A 15,181-nucleotide genomic window follows, 5' to 3' on the forward strand; every position below is an offset into this window, starting at 1 on the left:
AAGGCAATCATGAAACTCACCCGCAACCATCTGACCATCGCCTTCCTGGCCGTGGTCGCCGTCGCCTGCGTGGCGGCGTTCGCCGGTCACCCCGTGACCAACTACATCCCGCACGATGTCCTCGGCGCCTTGGGCGCTGCCGGTGCGCTTCCGTTCGCCATGTCCGGCGAGGTGCGCACCGTCGCCGAGCAGATCAGCGCGTTCGAAGCCAGCCGCCAAGCCAAGGCCGCCGAGCTCGCCGGCATCATGACGAAGGCTTCCGACGAAGGGCGGACTCTGGACGATTCCGAGGCCGAAAGCTACGACACGCTGAAGGCGGAAGTCGAGCAGATCGACAAGCATCTGGGCCGTCTGCGTGACCAAGAGAAGCTGAACATCCAGCGCGCCGCCCCGGTGAAGGGCAGCAACAGCGAAGAAGGCGCTGCATCGCGCGCCCCCGCCGTCATCAAGACGCAGCGCAACGACGAGCCGGGCATCGGCTTCGCCCGTTTCGCTCTGTCGATGTTCGCTGCCAAGGGCGACGTGAACAGCGCCAAGGCCTTCGCCGAGAACAAGTTCGGCCAGGACACGCGTCTGCAGAACGTGATGAAGGCAGCCGTCGCGGCCGGCACCACGACCAGCCCCACCTGGGCCGGCAATCTGGTCGACTACCAGAACCTGTCGAGCGAGTTCATCGAATTCCTGCGCCCGCGCACCATCGTTGGCCAGTTCGGTGTCGGCGGCATTCCGGCGCTGCGTCGTGTGCCGTTCAATAGCCGTATCCCGGGCAAGACGTCCGCCGGCAGCGCGCAATGGGTCGGTGAAGGCTATCGCAAGCCCGTCACCGCAGCCGGCTACTCGGCCGCGACGCTGAAGTGGGCGAAGATCGCCGCCATCTCGGTGGTGACCGAAGAACTGGAACGCTTCTCGGATCCGGCGATCGTCCAACTCACGCGCGACGACCTGGCCGACGCGGTGATCGAGCGCATGGACGTCGACTTCGTCGATCCGGCAAAGGCCGCCGGTACCGGTGCCGGCGAATCGCCGGCCTCGGTCACCAACGCCGTGACGCCGATCCCTTCGACGGGAACCGATGCCGATGGTGTGCGCGCCGACATCGCGGCCCTCTGGGCGACCGCCGACGCGACCAACCTGCCCGCCAGCAGCGCGGTCTACATCACCGATGCCAAGACGGCCCGCAACCTGTCGCTGATGCGCAATCCCCTGGGTGCGCGTGAGTTCCCGGACGTGCGCGTCAATGGTGCCGGCTCGATCGACGGCGTGCCGCTGCTGATCTCGAACTACGTGCCGAGCGACACGTCGGGTTCGCTGTTCATCCTGGCCTTCGCGAGCGAGATCTACCTCGCCGACGACGGCCAAGTGAACATCGACATCTCGCGCGAAGCGACCATCTTCTTGGACGACGCGGCGGCCACGGCCACCCCGACGGCCGCGCAGCTGGTCTCGATGTTCCAGACCAACCAGCTGGCTATCCGTGCCGAGCGCTACGTGCGCTGGCAAAAGCGCCGCCCGCAGGCGGTGGCGTTCCTCAACGGCGTGCAGTGGGGTCAAGCGTAAGCAGGACTCGCCTGGTGCAAGGGGCCTCCTTCGGGAGGCCCTTTTCGCAAGGCTGACCAAAGGAACCGATCATGAAAGTCTCCGTTTTCGACAGCAAGACCGGCAAAGAGAAAGTCATGGCGCCGCGGTACGCCCGAATCTTCGAAGCCATGGGCCGGGGACGCTACTTGACGCGCGACATGGTGGCCGCGCCGGTAGCACCGGCAGCGCCGCCGCCGGCAGCTGCGCCCGCACCCGCGCCGGCGCCTGTTGCGCCTGTTGCGCCAGTCGCCGCCGCTCCGACCGCCCCTGCAGGCGAGTACGTGGTCAAGGTCGACGGCGCAGACGTGGTGCTGGACTCGCTCGACGCCGTCGCGCTGCACGAACTCGCCAAGAAGCTCGATGTGAAGGTGCATCACGCCTCGGGCGCTGAAAAGGTGCGTGCCGCGATCATGGACGCCAAAGGCTCGGCAGCCGAATGACGGGGAAGACGATCACGCGGGCCCTGGCGGCCGGCGCCAGCCTGCTCGCTGTGGTCGGGGCCATCGCACTGTCGGCGCTGCTCTGGTTTGTGCTGCTTGGCGCGGCTGGCATCGGGCTCGTCGTAGCCGGCGTCTACGTGCTCGCTGGCTTCGGATGGGCGCTCATCACTGCCGGCGTCTTCCTGCTGCTTGTGACGGCCCTCGTGGGCAGGGGCATGAACCATGCGTAGCTTGAGCGTCTTCTCGGCCATGGCCAACGGCGCGCGACAGAAAGCGGCCGGCACGCTGCAGAGCGTCCCCAATCGAGGCTGGTATCCGCTCATCCGTGAGCCGTTCACTGGCGCTTGGCAGCGCAACATCGAGTGGAGTGTCGACACGGTCATCGCCTTCCACGCGGTCTACGCCTGCATCACGCTCATCTCGGCCGACATCGGCAAGCTCCGGACGAAGTTGGTCGAGATCGACGCCGACGGGATCTGGAAAGAGACCGACAGCGCGGCTTACTCGCCGGTGCTCCGCAAGCCGAACCGCTTCCAGAACCACATCCAGTTCAAGGAGCAGTGGATCACGTCGAAGCTGATGCGGGGCAATGCCTACGTGCTGAAGGAGCGCGATTTGCGCGGCGTGGTCATCCGTGAATACGTCCTCGATCCCAATCGAGTGCAGCCGCTGGTGTCGCCTGACGGGTCGGTGTTCTATCAACTTGGCGGCGACTACCTGTCGGGCGTGGTGGAGGGGGGCGTGACCGTGCCGGCCAGCGAGATCATCCACGACCGGATGAACTGCATCTTTCACCCGCTGGTGGGAACATCTCCGCTGTTCGCCTGTGGCCTGGCCGCGAGCCAGGGCCTGAAGATGCAGGAGGACTCCACGCGGTTCTTCACCAACGGTTCCAGCCCCGGCGGCATCCTGACGGCGCCCGGCCCGATCAGTGACGAGACTGCTGAGCGCCTCAAGGCGCATTGGGACGCCAACTACACGGGCGAGAAGGCCGGAAAGGTCGCGGTTCTGGGCGATGGCCTCGAGTTCAAGCCGATGCGCATGACCGCGGTCGAGGCGCAAATGATCGAGCAGCTGAAATGGACCGCCGAGGTGGTGTGCTCTTGCTTCCACGTCCCGCCCTTCAAGATCGGCCACGGGCAGTTGCCAACTGGCCAGAAGGTCGGCGAGATGAACCAGATCTACTACGCCGACTGCCTGCAATCGCTAATCGAAAGCATGGAGCTGTGCCAGGACGAAGGCCTCGGTCTGGACGTGCGCGTCGATGGACGCGGACGAATGGGCACTGAGCTCGACCTCGACGGCCTGCTGCGGATGGACCCGTCGAGTCAAGCCGACATCCTCGTGAAGCGCGTTGGCGGGTCGATCGATACCCCGAACGAGGCGCGCAAGACGCTCAACCGCGGGCCGCTCAAAGGTGGCGACACGGTCTACATGCAGCAGCAGAACTACTCACTTGCGGCGCTGGCCGAGCGCGACAAGAGCAACCCTCTCGCGGCTCCCGCCACGGCGCCGGCGCCACCTGCACCGGCGCCGTCGGAAGACGTCAGTGCTCAAGAAGCGCGCGACTTCCTCGACTACATCCAAAAGGAACTGACCCATGCGGCCTGAGATGAAAGCACTCGCCGATGGCCTCATCCTTGCGGTGAAGACGCTCGTTCGAGCCGTGGAGGACGCGCTCGCGCAGCGCATCGCCGGCCTTGAGAAGCGGATGGCTGAGATGCCGGTCCCGAAAGACGGAACGCCTGGCCAGGATGGCGCGCCGGGCAAGGATGGCCGCGATGGCGTCGACGGCAAGGACGGAGTTGACGGCTTGCCAGGCGCGGACGGAAAGGATGGTGCACCGGGCCGTGATGGCGTCGATGGCGCGCCCGGCAAGGATGGGCTGGACGGCAAGGAAGGCCCGGCCGGCATCGATGGGAAGGACGGAACTCCCGGCCGCGACGGAGAAAACGGTCGCGACGGCGCTGACGGAAAAGATGGCGCGCCCGGGGTCGATGGAAAGGACGGCCGGGATGGCGTCAATGGCCAGGACGGCAAGAGCATCAGTGCCGAAGAGATCGACCTTATCGTGCAGCGGCACATGCAGGCTCAGGTCGAGAAGGCGGTCAGTCTTCTGCCCAAGGCGATCGATGGCGTCGCTGGTCGCGATGGGGTTGATGGCCGAGATGGTGCGCCTGGGCGTGACGCGGCTCACATCGAGATCCTGCCTTCCATCGACCTGGCGAAGAACTATCCCCGCGGCACCTACGCGCGGCACGCCGGTGGCTTGTGGCGCAGCTTCGAAACGACGGCAGCCATGAAGGGCTGGGAGTGCATCGTGGAGGGGGTTGCCGAGATCAAAGTTTCCTTCCAGGGGCGGACTGGTTTCGTCAGCGTGGAACGCTCGAGCGGCTCTCCGGACATGCATCCCTTCACCCTGCCGGTGATGATCTACCGCGGGGTCTTCAAGGATGGCGAGGAATACGCCCAGGGCGACACCGTGACCTGGGGCGGTTCGCTCTGGTTCTGCAACGAGCCGACCACGGACAAGCCTCTGGACGGCGCGAAGGCATGGCAGCTGGCCGCAAAGCGCGGGCGCGACGGCAAGGACGGGCGCGATGGGATCGACAAGACTGCTCCCGTGAAGCTGGGGACCTGAACATGCCCGCACTCGTCACCCTCGCGCAAATGCAGCGTCGTTCGAACGACTTCCTGCCCGACAACGAAGCCGACCTCACGTTCTGCGCCGATGCGGCCTCGGCCATCGTCATCGACTACCTGAAGATCGCCAAGGCGCCGCCGGACTGGCTGGCCGCGCTGAGCGACTCGCCGCCGGGCCCGGTGTCTGCCGTCCCTGTGCTGATCCAGGCGGCGGTGCTCGAGGTGGGCGTTGAGATGTTCAAGAACCGTGAGGCTTCGGTCGGCGATCTCCTGTCGCCCAAGGTCACGGCGATCCTGTGGAGGCAGCGCGACCCAGCGCTGGCGTGACATGGGGCAGGTCAACGCCGGGCGCCTGAACCAGCGCATCACCATCGAGAAGAAGAGCACGGTCCGCGACGATTGGGGCCAGGAGGTCGAAGGCTGGGTTCCTGTCCACTCCCGGCTACCGGCCAGCATCAAGACGATCAACGGCACCGGCTTCGTGAACCAGGAGTTCGTCGCCGGCGACAAGGAAGTCAGTCGCGCGACGGCCAGCTTCCGGATCCGCTACGTCGAACCGGTGGACGCCGCCATGCGGGTCGTGCACCACCGGCTGCCGCGCTACCCGGATCGCATCTATGAGATCAAGGCTGTGCTACCCGACGAGGTCGCGCAGGAGTTCATCGACCTCGGCTGCGCTGTCGGAGCCAACGAGGGATGATCGATTGGGTGGTGCCGCCCTTGTGGGCTGGTCAGACGGTGGCGATCTGCGCGACCGGCCCCGGCATGACGGTGGAGGTCGCCGAGCAACTCAAAGCGGCGGCCGTCCCGGTCGTCGCGATCAACGACTCTTTCCGGCTCGTTCCGTGGGCCTCAATGCTGTACGCCGCCGATGTGATGTGGTGGGCGACGAACGAAGCGGAGGCGATGCAGTTTCAAGGCCTGAAGGTCACGGCAATGCCCAATCAGCGTTTCAGCGACGTGCTTTGCCTGCGCCGCACGGGCGACCTCGGCTTCGATCCTGATCCGGCTTGCATCCGCACCGGCGGCAACTCGGGCTACCAGGCGATCCACGTCGCGATCCACGCGAAGGCGCGCCGGATTCTGCTGTGCGGCTACGACATGACTGCGGCGGGCGGAGATCACTGGTTCGGTCGGCACCGGCCGCCCCTGCGCAACACCGACGAGCCGACCTACCAGCGCTGGGCGCAGCGCTTCGGCAGTCTGAAGGGGCAGGGCGCTGAGATCGTGAACTGCACGCCGGGCAGCGCCCTGCAGGCGTTTCCTCATGAGCCGCTCGAGCAAGCGCTGAAAGGTTAGCCCATGGCGAACGGACGAGCAGGCGGAAGGCGCCGCGGCAGCCATGCCAGCAGCGCGCAGATGTTCAAGAAGGACTCGTTCGGTGTCGCCTTCAGCGGGCCGGACATCGCCGAGCTTCACAAGGCTCTTGAGAAGGGCATCCAAGAGAAGGTGCTGCGCTCTGCTGCCCGCGCTGGCATCGACGTCTTCTACAAGGAGATTCGCCTCCGAGTGCCGTTCGCGACGGGCAAGCTCTACGAGTCGATCTACCAGTGGCACGACGACAAGCAGTCGAAGCCGACGCGGCAGGTCTACGCCACGGGGCCGAACAAGCGTAAGGCGCCGCACTGGCACTGGGTGGAGTACGGAAACATCCGGATGGCGAAGCAGCCGTACATCCGGCCCGCCTACCTTGGGAAGTTGGAAGCGGCGCACCAGGCCGCCAAGGCGCGGATGTCGGAGCGAATGAAGGAACTGCTCGCGGAGCTCAAGAGATGATCGAACCCCAGTTCACCGCCGCACTCAGTTCGCTCTTTGGCGGCCGGGTCTACCCGGACCTCGCGCCGCAGAACGCCGTGAAGCCTTTCCTCGTCTACGGCCAAGTCGGTGGTGTCCCGAGCAACACGCTGTGCGGCAACACCGACGTCCAGAACGGGCGCTTCCAGTTCGACGTGTGGGCGGCAACCCGCGCCCAAGCCTCGACGCTGATGCGCCAGGTTGAAGCAATCATGACCCAGCCGCCTTTCCGCGGCGTCTCTCAAGGCGCTCTTGTCGCCTCCTACGACGAAGCCACGAAGAGCTACGGCGCCCGTTGGGACGTCTCGCTTTGGTGGCCTCGCACCTAGGTTTCTCCCCGCCCTTCCGGGCACCTCAACCAAGCCGCCTCCGGGCGGCTTTTTCTTTGTCACCCCGAAAGGAAGACCATGCCCTCCGAAGCCCTCAAGGTCCAAGGGACCTCGATCAAGATCTCGCAAGCGACCGAAGACAACGTCGATGTCAATCCGCTGCCGACCATGGTTGCGCTGGACTGCATCGGCCGCGAGATCCAGTACCAAGGCGGCACGTCGACGGAAATCGACACCACGACGCTGTGCTCCACTGCCAAGGAGTTCATGCTCGGCCTGGAAGACCCCGGCACGATGAGCGTGAACGGCCACTGGAAGCAGGGCAATCCGGCACACGCCGTCATTCGCCAGGCCGCCAAGGACAAGCAGCCGCGCCTGATCGATGTCGAGTTCGAAGACGGCTCGATCTTCCGAGCGGTGGCGCTGGTTTCTCAGCGTCAGTGGTCGGCCGCGGTCGATGGTGTCGTCACGGCGACCTACAACTTCCGCCTGACCGGCCCGACGAAGGAAATCGATCCGTCCGGCACGTGATCGATCTGACCGTCATCGCGACCGCCGACCACCAGGTGCGCTGCGCAGAGGCCGTGGCCTCTGGCGTTCGCGCCTTGGGCGGCAAGGTCGCCATCCAGCGCGGAGACGCCTGCGGCACGGAGCACGTCTGCACCTGGGGCTGGCGTACAGGCCAGAGGCTGCGCGCCGCCGGCCACGAGGTGCTGGTGATGGAGCGCGGCTACCTCGGCGATCGCTTCCAGTGGTACTCGCTAGCCTGGAACGGCCTGAATGGCCGCGCTGCTTTTCCAGAGGTTCCTGCTGACCGCGGGGCCCGTTTCTCGGAGCATTTCGGCGAACTGTTGAAGCCGTGGAAGCAAGGCGGCGACTACGTGCTGCTCATCGGCCAAGTACCGGGCGACGCAGCGCTGCAGGGCCGCGATCTGTCGCCGTGGTACTCCGAGGTCGCGCTCAAGGCGCAGAACGCCTACGAGGCGCCCGTGCGCTTCCGTCCGCATCCGCAGGCCCTCAAGCGCGGGGTCGTCCATCGCCCGCAGATGACGGAGCCGTCGCAGGGCGATCTCGCCGAGGCGCTGTCGGCCGCACTGGTGTGCATCACTTTCAACAGCAACACCGGCGTTGAAGCGGCTCTCGCCGGCGTGCCGACCGTGGCCGTCGATCAGGGCTCCATGGCCTGGGACGTTGCGGCGCATTGGGTTGGCCAGCTGGCTCGACCGAGCCGCGAAGCCTGGGCGCACCGCCTTGCACATCGTCAATGGCGCCTCGAGGAGATCGCCCGCGGCGACCCGTTCCGCCACATGAAGGAATTCCAATGCTGAAGACGTTCTCCGGCCGGCGTGCCAGCCAGGACGAGTTTGAGCTCCGCTCGTTCATCGCGCTGCTGCTCGAGCATGGCGTCACGCGTTATGGAGAGATCGGCTCCAGGGAAGGCGACACTTTCCACGAAGTCATGAGCAGCCTGCCGGCCGGCGCCGTCGGCGTTGCTTGCGACCTTCCTGGCGGGCTCTGGGGTAAGTCCACCACGGGCAGGAAGCTTCAGGCTGCCGTCAGCGACCTCGGCCGCCTCGGCTACGAAGCCAGCACGCTGCTGGGCGACAGCACGGACGCGGACGTCATCCGCAGTGTTGCCGCCCTGGGTCCGTTCGACGCCATCCTCATCGATGGCGACCACACCTATGCCGGCGTCAAAGCCGACTGGGAGAACTACCGAGGCTTGGCGCGCTTGATTGCCTTTCACGATATTGCCGGTGAGGGACAAGCAGAGAAAGTGCAAGGGCGGCCGGTGGAGGTTCACCGGCTTTGGAATGAGATCAAGTCCCAGGGCTATCGAACTGTGGAGTTCGTGTCTCCGGGAAGCCGGATGGGAATCGGCTGTTGTTTTATGGACCGCTGATCTCTATCCCGTCCACCTTGTAGGTCACGGTCACCCCGAGGGCTTCGCAGAGTTTGCGGATCGTGTCAGCCCGCAAGTCCCGCTTACCGGTTTCGTACTCAGCAACGGCGGTCTGGCTCACGCCCGCCTTGGCGGCGAGGTCAGATTGACTCATGTTGCGAATCGCACGGATCGCGCGCAGGGTTGAACCGGAAAGCATGGTCGGCATTGTCGTTCAGCCACTTAACCGGGCTGCCTTAGTGCGAAAACGGTATTGTTAAGCCTGAAAAGAGATTGTGCAAACCCGAAAACGGTAGTAAATTCGAGCCGTCGCGCTAAGGCAACCCCGCCAAAAGAGCAGGCGACACGACTTCGAAAGGGCTACTGATGGACTCGATGACGATTCGCATCAAGGGGACCAGTCCCCTGCTGATGCAGGCAGAAACGCTCGCCAATCCGCTGCACGAGCTGACCAAGGCGCACAAAGCGGTGTCGGGCAAGCGCAAGAAGACTGAAGACGACTATCTTTGGCTGATGGAGTCGGAGTGGTCGGCGTCGATGTACTTCGACGACGATTTGGGGCCGTTCATCCCTGCGCTGAACATGGAAGGCTGCATCGCCGAGGCGGGGAAGATTCACCGGCTGGGCAAGACGATCAAGCAGGCGGTGCAGGTCGTGAACGACAAGGCAAAGTTGGAGTACGAGGGTCCACGCAAAAAGGAGGCTCTCTGGAAGTCGAACAAGTTCGCGGATGTACGTGGCGTCAACGTGGCGGGCAAGAAGATCATGCGGTGTCGCCCGATCTTCCTTGGCTGGTCGGCGCAGTTCGACGTCGCATTCATGGATGACGTGATCGACCGAGCAGATCTGGTACGCGTAGTGGAAGAGGCTGGTCGGCGCATCGGCATTGGGACCTATCGTCCGCGTTTCGGACGCTTCGCCGTGGAGCTTGTGCAGTGACTGACGGTGAACTTAGTTATACGCCCCCGTGGAAGAACGCGATGGCGGTTCTTTTCGGCCCTGGTGGATACGGGTACGGGCAGATGATCCCGCACGATGTCCTGCAAGAGGCACTCGGCCTGCCGAAACCCGCAGGTCGTATCACGGCGGAAGAGTATGAGTCCTGGAAGTTGAGGCTTGTGTCGCAAGTCGACGCTCTCTCCGAGGCCCTGTTGGAAGACCGCAGCATGTGCCTGCAGTCAGTGATCGGTCAGGGTTACAAGATCGTGGAGCCTGGGCAGCAAACTGCATTCGCCGTGAAGCAGGGGCAAAAGGGTCTGCGGTCGACGCTATCGAAGATGGGGCGACGACTGAGTTTTGTAGATCGCTCCGCGCTGACAGCGAATCAGGCCAAAGAAAACGCAGATGCGCTGGCAAGGCTCTCGTTCTTGAATCAGCAGGTCGGCCGCAGAAAAATTACCTAGAACGTTCCCAGGGATGGCATTGCTGGGCAGAGCGGGGCACTCTTGGGCAATGTCAGGCATTGCATGGGCTGACAACAGCTTCAAGCGTCGCGTGCGGCGCTTGGAGATGAAGTAAGCATCACTTCAGGCCAAGTCGCGCGCGGCTAGGCGGGGTTGGGCGAGGCTGGGCTAGGCTCGGCGCGGCTCAGCGAGACAAGGGCTGAAAACAGCTAGTAGCCGATTCGCAAGAGTCGGCCTCTACATGTTGACACCCGGCACAGCATGGATCGGCTGTGCAAGGCGCGGCACAGCATGGCAAGGGCCGTAAACGGCAGACGAAGGCGTTCAGAGATGAGCGCCTTTTTTCTTTTCTAGAAGGATCAAGATGAACTTTGACATTTCAGCCATCGAACAGTCAGCCAACGTCGTGCATGAGGTGCTCGTTGGCCACCTGCCGGACGGGCCCGAGGGTGCGCCGGGAACCAAGGTCGGCTTCCGCGTCGTCGGGCCGGCCAGCGACCAATACCAGGCGGTCGATCGCGAGATCCAGATCGTCAACGTGCGCGACGCCGTCAAGCAGCGCGCCACGCTCGACCTCAAGACCGACAAGGGCGCCGAGCTCGTGGTGGACACCGGCGCCGACCGTCGCCTGCGCATCGTCAGGGCCTGCACGGTCGGCTGGTACGGCTTCAAGGACGGCGGCCAGGATTTCCCGTTCACCCCGGAGAACCTGGACCGCATGCTGAAGGCCCGCCCGAACTGGGTGAACCGGCTGATCGCGGCCATCGAAGACGAAGCAAATTTCGCCGGGGCCTGACGGCGGCCCTGCTTGAGTACGCCCGCGCGCAGTTCGCGCTGTCCAAGCCCGACAAACGGACGGGCAAGACCCGGCTCAAGCTACTTCAGGAGATCAGGGACCAGACGGGGGTCGTAGCGCCCGAGTTGGCCAGCCTCCCGCAGGTGCCGCTCGAAACCGCTCACATCTGGCGGTGGTTCCTGGATCTCAACGCACCTCGAGGTGCGACGTTCTCTGTCAACCCGATCACCTGGGCGGATACCGCCGCCTACTTCGGGCTCAAGCGGATCCGGCCTGACCCTTGGGAAGTCGACCTGCTGCGCTCCCTGGACGACGCCTACCTGGCGATCCAGAACGGCGAGACCGATGGCGCAGTTGCCAGCGCCAAGGCCCTGCGGGGCCAGATGAAGACTGAGTCGCACACCTAGCGGCATCACACGGGCCCGCCACGTGCGAGCCTTCCCTTTCCTGGAGTACTCGATGAGCGACACCATTGCATCAGCAGTACTCGAATACACAGCGGACTCTTCGGGTGTGTCGGCCGCCATGGCTTCGGCAACCCAGTCGGTCCAGAAGTTCGAGCAAGCCGCAACCGGCGCCGGCAAGAAAGCCGGTGAGACGCTGCAGAAGACCACGAAGGATGCTGCCGCCGGTACGTCTACGCTGACCCGTGAGCAGGAGCGCGTCATCAACGCGATCGAGCGGTATGGCAGCACGGTGGGCAAGACGCGCGCCGAGGTGCTGGAGTTCAAGGCGTCGCAGGCCGGCATCAGCGATCAGGTGCAGGCGCAGATTGCTGCTCTGAAGGCGCAAGAAGCCGCGCTTCGCAGCACCGGCACCCAGCTGAACAAATACGGCATCAGCGCTGCCCAGAACGCCGCAGCACTGCGTAACGTGCCGGCGCAAGTCACCGACATCATCGTGGGCCTGCAAGGCGGTCAGGCGCCCCTGACGGTGCTGCTGCAGCAAGGCGGCCAGCTGAAGGACATGTTCGGCGGCGTGGTGCCGGCCGCCCGAGCCCTGGGCGGCGCTCTCCTGGCGCTGATCAACCCCTACACGCTGGTTGCCGCCGCCGCCGCCGCCTTGGTGGTGGCGTACTACCAAGGGTCGAAAGAGGCGCAGGCCTACTCCACAGCGCTGATCCTGAGCGGGAATGCCGCTGGCACGACGGCCAGCCAGATGCAGGACATGGCCGCGGCGATCGCCAAGGCGAACAGTTCGATCACCCAAAGCGCCGCAAGCCAGGCCCTGGCCGCCTTGGCTAAGACCGGCGACGTCGGCGCCGAGAGCCTGCAGAAGTACGCCACCGCGGCGGCTGACTTCGAACGGGTCACGGGGCAGGCTGTGACAAAGACGGCGGAAGTGTTCAAGGACCTGGAACGCGCGCCCCTCGAGGCATCGGTGAAGCTCAATGCCGAGATTCACCACCTCACGATGACGACCTACGAGCACATCAAGGCACTGACGGACCAGGGCCGGATGACCGATGCCGCTAGGGCCGCGCAGGATGCCTACGCCGAGGCGCTGGCCAGCCGCGCCACGCAGATCACCCAGAACCTCGGGTTCATCGAGACTGCCTGGAAGGGCGTGATCCGCTTCGCCTCGTGGGGCTGGGACGCCATGCTGGGCGTTGGCCGGTCCCAGACCGGCAGCGAGCAGCTGGAAAGCCTGCGGAAGCAACTCGAGGAGCGCCAGGCGCGCGGGCCGCTCAATTCGGTGCCGGGCATGGCCGCTTCCTGGGAGAAGGGGAACGAGGCAATCCGCGCCCAGATCGCCTACATCGAGCGGCTGAACGCGCAGATGAAAACGACGGCCGCAGAGCAGGGCAAAGCTGCGAAGCAGGTTGAAGCGCGGGCGCGCTGGGACAAGGAAGGGGAGCAGTTCCTTTCGAACCGTGAGAAGCGCGAGCAGGCGATCGCTCGCGTGCGTCAAGAGGGTCTTGCCGCCGGCCGGTCCGAAGCCGAGATCCAGCAGCGGATCGCCGACATCACCGAGAAGCTCAAGGACCCGAAGACCGCCGCGTTCCGCGATGACGCCGGCGTGAAGATGTTGGAAACCCTGCGCCAGCAAGAGGCCGCGTTTAAGGACCAGTTGACCAGTGTTGGCAAGATGACCGACGCCGAGAAAGAGCAGGCGAAGTTCGTCCAGCTCATTGCGGACCTAAAGGGCAAGGATCAGCTGACGGCCGATCAGAAGAGCCTGCTGGCTTCGCAGGACAAGATCAAGGCTCAGCTGGCCATCAATGTGGGCCTCGAGCGCGAGATCGGCTTCCAGAAGATTCTGACCGACGACACCAAGCGCAGGGCGGATGCTCTGAAGGCCACGGAAAACGCCGCGGATGGAGTTCGCCGCTCGCTCGAGGACATGCGGCGCCAGCAAGGCGAGCAGTACGACGACCGTCTGGGCGTCATTGGCCTGGGCAGCGAGGCCGCCGAGCAGCAGCGTTCTCGCGAGCAAGTCGAACGCCAGTACGCACGTGTCCTGCGATCTTTCACCGAGGAGGCAGCGAAGAACAAGACCCTCGAATCGGACGCTTACAAGAAGACAACTGCCGACATCCAAACCGCACTACAGGCGGCGCTTGCAGCCAACGACGAGTACTACGCCGCGATTCGGAAGAAGCAGGGCGACTGGAGCCTAGGCGCGTCCGAGGCCCTGAATAACTACGCGAACGAATCGGCCAACGTCTTCAAGCAGACTGAGCAGCTAGTGGGCCGCGCATTCGGGGGCATGGAGGACGCACTGGTCTCTCTGGTGACGACGGGAAAGGCCGACTTCAAGAGTCTGATCAACTCCATCATCGCCGACCTTGCGCGCCTGACCATCCGGCAAGGGGTGACAGGTCCTCTTTCTCGTGCGCTGGCGGGGATGCTGGCCGGCGGCGCAGGCGCGGTCAGCGGCGATGCTGACTACCTCAGCCAGATCGGTCTTTCCGGGAGCTCGGGCCTGTCGGTCACCGGCGGCTCGGGTGGGTTCAACTGGGGAAGCCTGTTCTCCAGCATCGCAGGAGGCCTCTTCCGTGCAGACGGCGGCCCTGTTACGCCCGGAGTTCCCTATACGGTCGGGGAGCGTGGCCGAGAGGTCTTCGTGCCAAACGCTGCCGGGACGATCATCCCCAACGACCAACTCGGCGGCGGCCCGATCACCATCGTGAACCAAACGACTGGTCGAATCGACAGCGTGCAGGAACGCCGCATGCCCGACGGGGAACGGCAACTGATCATCAGTGAAGCGGTCAATAGAACAGTCGCTCAGCTGAACGACCCGAACAGCAAGATGAGCAAGACGCTCGGGCGCAACTACACCACGCAGAGGGCCCGCTGATGCCGAACCCGGTGATTCCGAACGGCTTCAAGCCGCTGATTCGTGCGTACAGCATCGGTGCGCCCGGCGGCGTCAAGGCGACCGAAGTGGCGGGCGGCTCGCCTCGCGTCGCGCTGGACTACGACCGCGGGCCGCAGCAGTTCCAGGTCTCGATGGTGCTCACGCCGGACGCTTTCAGCGTGTGGACAGCATGGTTCTTTCACCTCATCAAGAAGGGTGCCTATCCCTTCGACATGGAGCTCGACAGCGGCTTCGGGTGCCAGGTGCACAGTTGCAGGATGGTGCCTGGCTCGTACCAAGCACAGCGCGCTGATCAGCACACGCAAATCTCGTTCATCGTCTGGGCTGAAAGCCGCGTCTACGACCTTACGCCGGCAGACGCGCAGAACCTGGTCGATATCTGGAACGGCGCGGGGCCCGACATCAGTGGCCTGCTTGACCGCATTGAGCAATTCGCGAACGTCGACACGACCGTCTTGGATTTCTGATGAACGACCTCGAAGAGCAACTGCGGATCTGGCTGGCGTCAGTTCCGCCGACAAAGCACGCCATCTCTACCATCGAACTAAGCCATTCCGCCATGTCGAAGGTCTGGCGCCTCTGGCGTGAGCCTTACATCGGCGCGATCACCACCGAGGTCGGGGTGGTCGAAGTGATCCCTGTGAACCTGCAGATCAAGCTGGCCGGCAGCGAAGCCAACCTTGACCAGAAGTTCGACATCACGATGGACACCACCGACGTTGCGGACACGTTCCGCGAGGAGATGGATCGAATCCCAATCGACACGACCGAGAAAATTCGCGCCGTCTACCGCGAGTATCTGAGCGACGACCTCACGGAGGCGCAGATGACCGCCGTCCTTCAGGTCGAATCGATCGCCTACACCATCGGCGCAGCAACCATCTCCGCCGTCTCTCCACGCCTCAACGTCACCCGGACGGGTGAGATCTACAGCACGCGCGACGTGCCGATGCTGCGAGGCTTCGTATGAA

Annotated in this window: 21 protein-coding genes; 20 read left to right on the forward strand and 1 reads right to left on the reverse strand. The window is 64.4% G+C overall.

Annotated features, from left to right (window positions below):
- The first annotated feature begins 9 nt into the window (after window positions 1-9).
- From ACEN9J_RS03085 to ACEN9J_RS03145, 13 genes are all read left to right on the forward strand, one after another.
- Window positions 10-1,557: a phage major capsid protein gene (locus ACEN9J_RS03085; RefSeq protein WP_413763291.1), complete on the forward strand. Its 1,548-nt coding sequence runs from the start codon at window positions 10-12 to the stop codon at window positions 1,555-1,557.
- Window positions 1,558-1,628: 71 nt separating this feature from the next.
- On the forward strand, window positions 1,629-2,018 hold the full coding sequence (locus tag ACEN9J_RS03090; protein WP_413763292.1) for a hypothetical protein: 390 nt from the start codon (window positions 1,629-1,631) through the stop codon (window positions 2,016-2,018).
- Window positions 2,015-2,248 (forward strand): hypothetical protein, encoded by a 234-nt coding sequence (locus tag ACEN9J_RS03095; RefSeq protein ID WP_413763293.1) that lies wholly within the window; start codon window positions 2,015-2,017, stop codon window positions 2,246-2,248. Before ACEN9J_RS03090 ends, ACEN9J_RS03095 begins: the two co-directional genes overlap by 4 nt.
- 1 nt (window position 2,249) lies before the next feature.
- On the forward strand, window positions 2,250-3,629 hold the full coding sequence (locus ACEN9J_RS03100; RefSeq protein WP_413763294.1) for a phage portal protein: 1,380 nt from the start codon (window positions 2,250-2,252) through the stop codon (window positions 3,627-3,629).
- Window position 3,630: 1 nt separating this feature from the next.
- Window positions 3,631-4,659, forward strand: coding sequence for a hypothetical protein (locus ACEN9J_RS03105; protein WP_413763295.1), 1,029 nt, complete (start codon window positions 3,631-3,633; stop codon window positions 4,657-4,659).
- A 2-nt stretch (window positions 4,660-4,661) separates the two neighbouring features.
- Window positions 4,662-4,988, forward strand: coding sequence for a hypothetical protein (locus ACEN9J_RS03110; RefSeq protein ID WP_413763296.1), 327 nt, complete (start codon window positions 4,662-4,664; stop codon window positions 4,986-4,988).
- Between the two features lies 1 nt (window position 4,989).
- Window positions 4,990-5,361, forward strand: coding sequence for a phage head closure protein (locus ACEN9J_RS03115; protein ID WP_413763297.1), 372 nt, complete (start codon window positions 4,990-4,992; stop codon window positions 5,359-5,361).
- Window positions 5,358-5,960, forward strand: a complete 603-nt coding sequence (locus ACEN9J_RS03120) for a hypothetical protein (RefSeq protein WP_413763298.1) — start codon at window positions 5,358-5,360, stop codon at window positions 5,958-5,960. Before ACEN9J_RS03115 ends, ACEN9J_RS03120 begins: the two co-directional genes overlap by 4 nt.
- A 60-nt stretch (window positions 5,961-6,020) precedes the next feature.
- The gene (locus tag ACEN9J_RS03125) at window positions 6,021-6,437 is read left to right on the forward strand and encodes an HK97-gp10 family putative phage morphogenesis protein (protein ID WP_413763299.1); all 417 of its coding nucleotides are present in this window, start codon (window positions 6,021-6,023) and stop codon (window positions 6,435-6,437) included.
- Window positions 6,434-6,784, forward strand: a complete 351-nt coding sequence (locus ACEN9J_RS03130; protein WP_413763300.1) for a DUF3168 domain-containing protein — start codon at window positions 6,434-6,436, stop codon at window positions 6,782-6,784. The genes ACEN9J_RS03125 and ACEN9J_RS03130 overlap by 4 nt, the downstream gene beginning before the upstream one ends.
- A gap of 78 nt (window positions 6,785-6,862) precedes the next feature.
- Entirely contained in the window at window positions 6,863-7,315 is a 453-nt protein-coding gene (locus tag ACEN9J_RS03135; protein ID WP_413763301.1) for a phage tail tube protein, read from the forward strand.
- A complete protein-coding gene (locus tag ACEN9J_RS03140) occupies window positions 7,312-8,112 on the forward strand; it encodes a hypothetical protein (protein ID WP_413763302.1) in 801 nt (266 codons plus the stop codon). Before ACEN9J_RS03135 ends, ACEN9J_RS03140 begins: the two co-directional genes overlap by 4 nt.
- Window positions 8,106-8,687 (forward strand): hypothetical protein, encoded by a 582-nt coding sequence (locus ACEN9J_RS03145; protein ID WP_413763303.1) that lies wholly within the window; start codon window positions 8,106-8,108, stop codon window positions 8,685-8,687. The genes ACEN9J_RS03140 and ACEN9J_RS03145 overlap by 7 nt, the downstream gene beginning before the upstream one ends.
- On the opposite strand, the gene ACEN9J_RS03150 is transcribed toward ACEN9J_RS03145, so the two are convergent.
- The gene (locus tag ACEN9J_RS03150) at window positions 8,674-8,886 is read right to left on the reverse strand and encodes a helix-turn-helix domain-containing protein (RefSeq protein ID WP_413763304.1); all 213 of its coding nucleotides are present in this window, start codon (window positions 8,884-8,886) and stop codon (window positions 8,674-8,676) included. The genes ACEN9J_RS03145 and ACEN9J_RS03150 overlap by 14 nt on opposite strands.
- 176 nt (window positions 8,887-9,062) lie before the next feature.
- Here ACEN9J_RS03150 and ACEN9J_RS03155 point away from each other — a divergent pair, with 176 nt between their 5' ends.
- From ACEN9J_RS03155 to ACEN9J_RS03185, 7 genes are all read left to right on the forward strand, one after another.
- The gene (locus ACEN9J_RS03155) at window positions 9,063-9,626 is read left to right on the forward strand and encodes a hypothetical protein (protein ID WP_413763305.1); all 564 of its coding nucleotides are present in this window, start codon (window positions 9,063-9,065) and stop codon (window positions 9,624-9,626) included.
- Window positions 9,623-10,090, forward strand: coding sequence for a hypothetical protein (locus tag ACEN9J_RS03160; protein WP_413763306.1), 468 nt, complete (start codon window positions 9,623-9,625; stop codon window positions 10,088-10,090). Before ACEN9J_RS03155 ends, ACEN9J_RS03160 begins: the two co-directional genes overlap by 4 nt.
- Window positions 10,091-10,454: 364 nt before the next feature.
- Window positions 10,455-10,886, forward strand: a complete 432-nt coding sequence (locus ACEN9J_RS03165) for a hypothetical protein (RefSeq protein ID WP_413763307.1) — start codon at window positions 10,455-10,457, stop codon at window positions 10,884-10,886.
- A gap of 143 nt (window positions 10,887-11,029) precedes the next feature.
- Window positions 11,030-11,293, forward strand: a complete 264-nt coding sequence (locus ACEN9J_RS03170; protein ID WP_413763308.1) for a hypothetical protein — start codon at window positions 11,030-11,032, stop codon at window positions 11,291-11,293.
- A 52-nt stretch (window positions 11,294-11,345) separates the two neighbouring features.
- Window positions 11,346-14,189, forward strand: a complete 2,844-nt coding sequence (locus ACEN9J_RS03175) for a phage tail tape measure protein (RefSeq protein ID WP_413763309.1) — start codon at window positions 11,346-11,348, stop codon at window positions 14,187-14,189.
- Window positions 14,189-14,677, forward strand: coding sequence for a hypothetical protein (locus ACEN9J_RS03180; RefSeq protein WP_413763310.1), 489 nt, complete (start codon window positions 14,189-14,191; stop codon window positions 14,675-14,677). The genes ACEN9J_RS03175 and ACEN9J_RS03180 overlap by 1 nt, the downstream gene beginning before the upstream one ends.
- Window positions 14,677-15,180 (forward strand): hypothetical protein, encoded by a 504-nt coding sequence (locus ACEN9J_RS03185; RefSeq protein WP_413763311.1) that lies wholly within the window; start codon window positions 14,677-14,679, stop codon window positions 15,178-15,180. The genes ACEN9J_RS03180 and ACEN9J_RS03185 overlap by 1 nt, the downstream gene beginning before the upstream one ends.
- Window position 15,181: the final 1 nt, after the last annotated feature.

It is taken from the genome of Variovorax sp. Varisp41, assembly GCF_047325085.1.
In the GTDB taxonomy this organism is placed as follows: domain Bacteria; phylum Pseudomonadota; class Gammaproteobacteria; order Burkholderiales; family Burkholderiaceae_C; genus Variovorax.

Excerpts from the sequence above, each read along its gene's own strand:
- ACEN9J_RS03135 (WP_413763301.1), top strand. The coding sequence starts at position 6,863 with ATGCCCTCCGAAGCCCTCAAGGTCCAAGGGACCTCGATCAAGATCTCG.
- ACEN9J_RS03115 (WP_413763297.1), top strand. The coding sequence starts at position 4,990 with ATGGGGCAGGTCAACGCCGGGCGCCTGAACCAGCGCATCACCATCGAG.
- ACEN9J_RS03150 (WP_413763304.1), bottom strand. The coding sequence starts at position 8,886 with ATGCTTTCCGGTTCAACCCTGCGCGCGATCCGTGCGATTCGCAACATG.
- ACEN9J_RS03165 (WP_413763307.1), top strand. The coding sequence starts at position 10,455 with ATGAACTTTGACATTTCAGCCATCGAACAGTCAGCCAACGTCGTGCAT.
- ACEN9J_RS03110 (WP_413763296.1), top strand. The coding sequence starts at position 4,662 with ATGCCCGCACTCGTCACCCTCGCGCAAATGCAGCGTCGTTCGAACGAC.
- ACEN9J_RS03125 (WP_413763299.1), top strand. The coding sequence starts at position 6,021 with ATGTTCAAGAAGGACTCGTTCGGTGTCGCCTTCAGCGGGCCGGACATC.
- ACEN9J_RS03155 (WP_413763305.1), top strand. The coding sequence starts at position 9,063 with ATGACGATTCGCATCAAGGGGACCAGTCCCCTGCTGATGCAGGCAGAA.
- ACEN9J_RS03090 (WP_413763292.1), top strand. The coding sequence starts at position 1,629 with ATGAAAGTCTCCGTTTTCGACAGCAAGACCGGCAAAGAGAAAGTCATG.
- ACEN9J_RS03085 (WP_413763291.1), top strand. The coding sequence starts at position 10 with ATGAAACTCACCCGCAACCATCTGACCATCGCCTTCCTGGCCGTGGTC.
- ACEN9J_RS03185 (WP_413763311.1), top strand. The coding sequence starts at position 14,677 with ATGAACGACCTCGAAGAGCAACTGCGGATCTGGCTGGCGTCAGTTCCG.
- ACEN9J_RS03175 (WP_413763309.1), top strand. The coding sequence starts at position 11,346 with ATGAGCGACACCATTGCATCAGCAGTACTCGAATACACAGCGGACTCT.
- ACEN9J_RS03180 (WP_413763310.1), top strand. The coding sequence starts at position 14,189 with ATGCCGAACCCGGTGATTCCGAACGGCTTCAAGCCGCTGATTCGTGCG.
- ACEN9J_RS03145 (WP_413763303.1), top strand. The coding sequence starts at position 8,106 with ATGCTGAAGACGTTCTCCGGCCGGCGTGCCAGCCAGGACGAGTTTGAG.
- ACEN9J_RS03095 (WP_413763293.1), top strand. The coding sequence starts at position 2,015 with ATGACGGGGAAGACGATCACGCGGGCCCTGGCGGCCGGCGCCAGCCTG.
- ACEN9J_RS03120 (WP_413763298.1), top strand. The coding sequence starts at position 5,358 with ATGATCGATTGGGTGGTGCCGCCCTTGTGGGCTGGTCAGACGGTGGCG.
- ACEN9J_RS03105 (WP_413763295.1), top strand. The coding sequence starts at position 3,631 with ATGAAAGCACTCGCCGATGGCCTCATCCTTGCGGTGAAGACGCTCGTT.
- ACEN9J_RS03130 (WP_413763300.1), top strand. The coding sequence starts at position 6,434 with ATGATCGAACCCCAGTTCACCGCCGCACTCAGTTCGCTCTTTGGCGGC.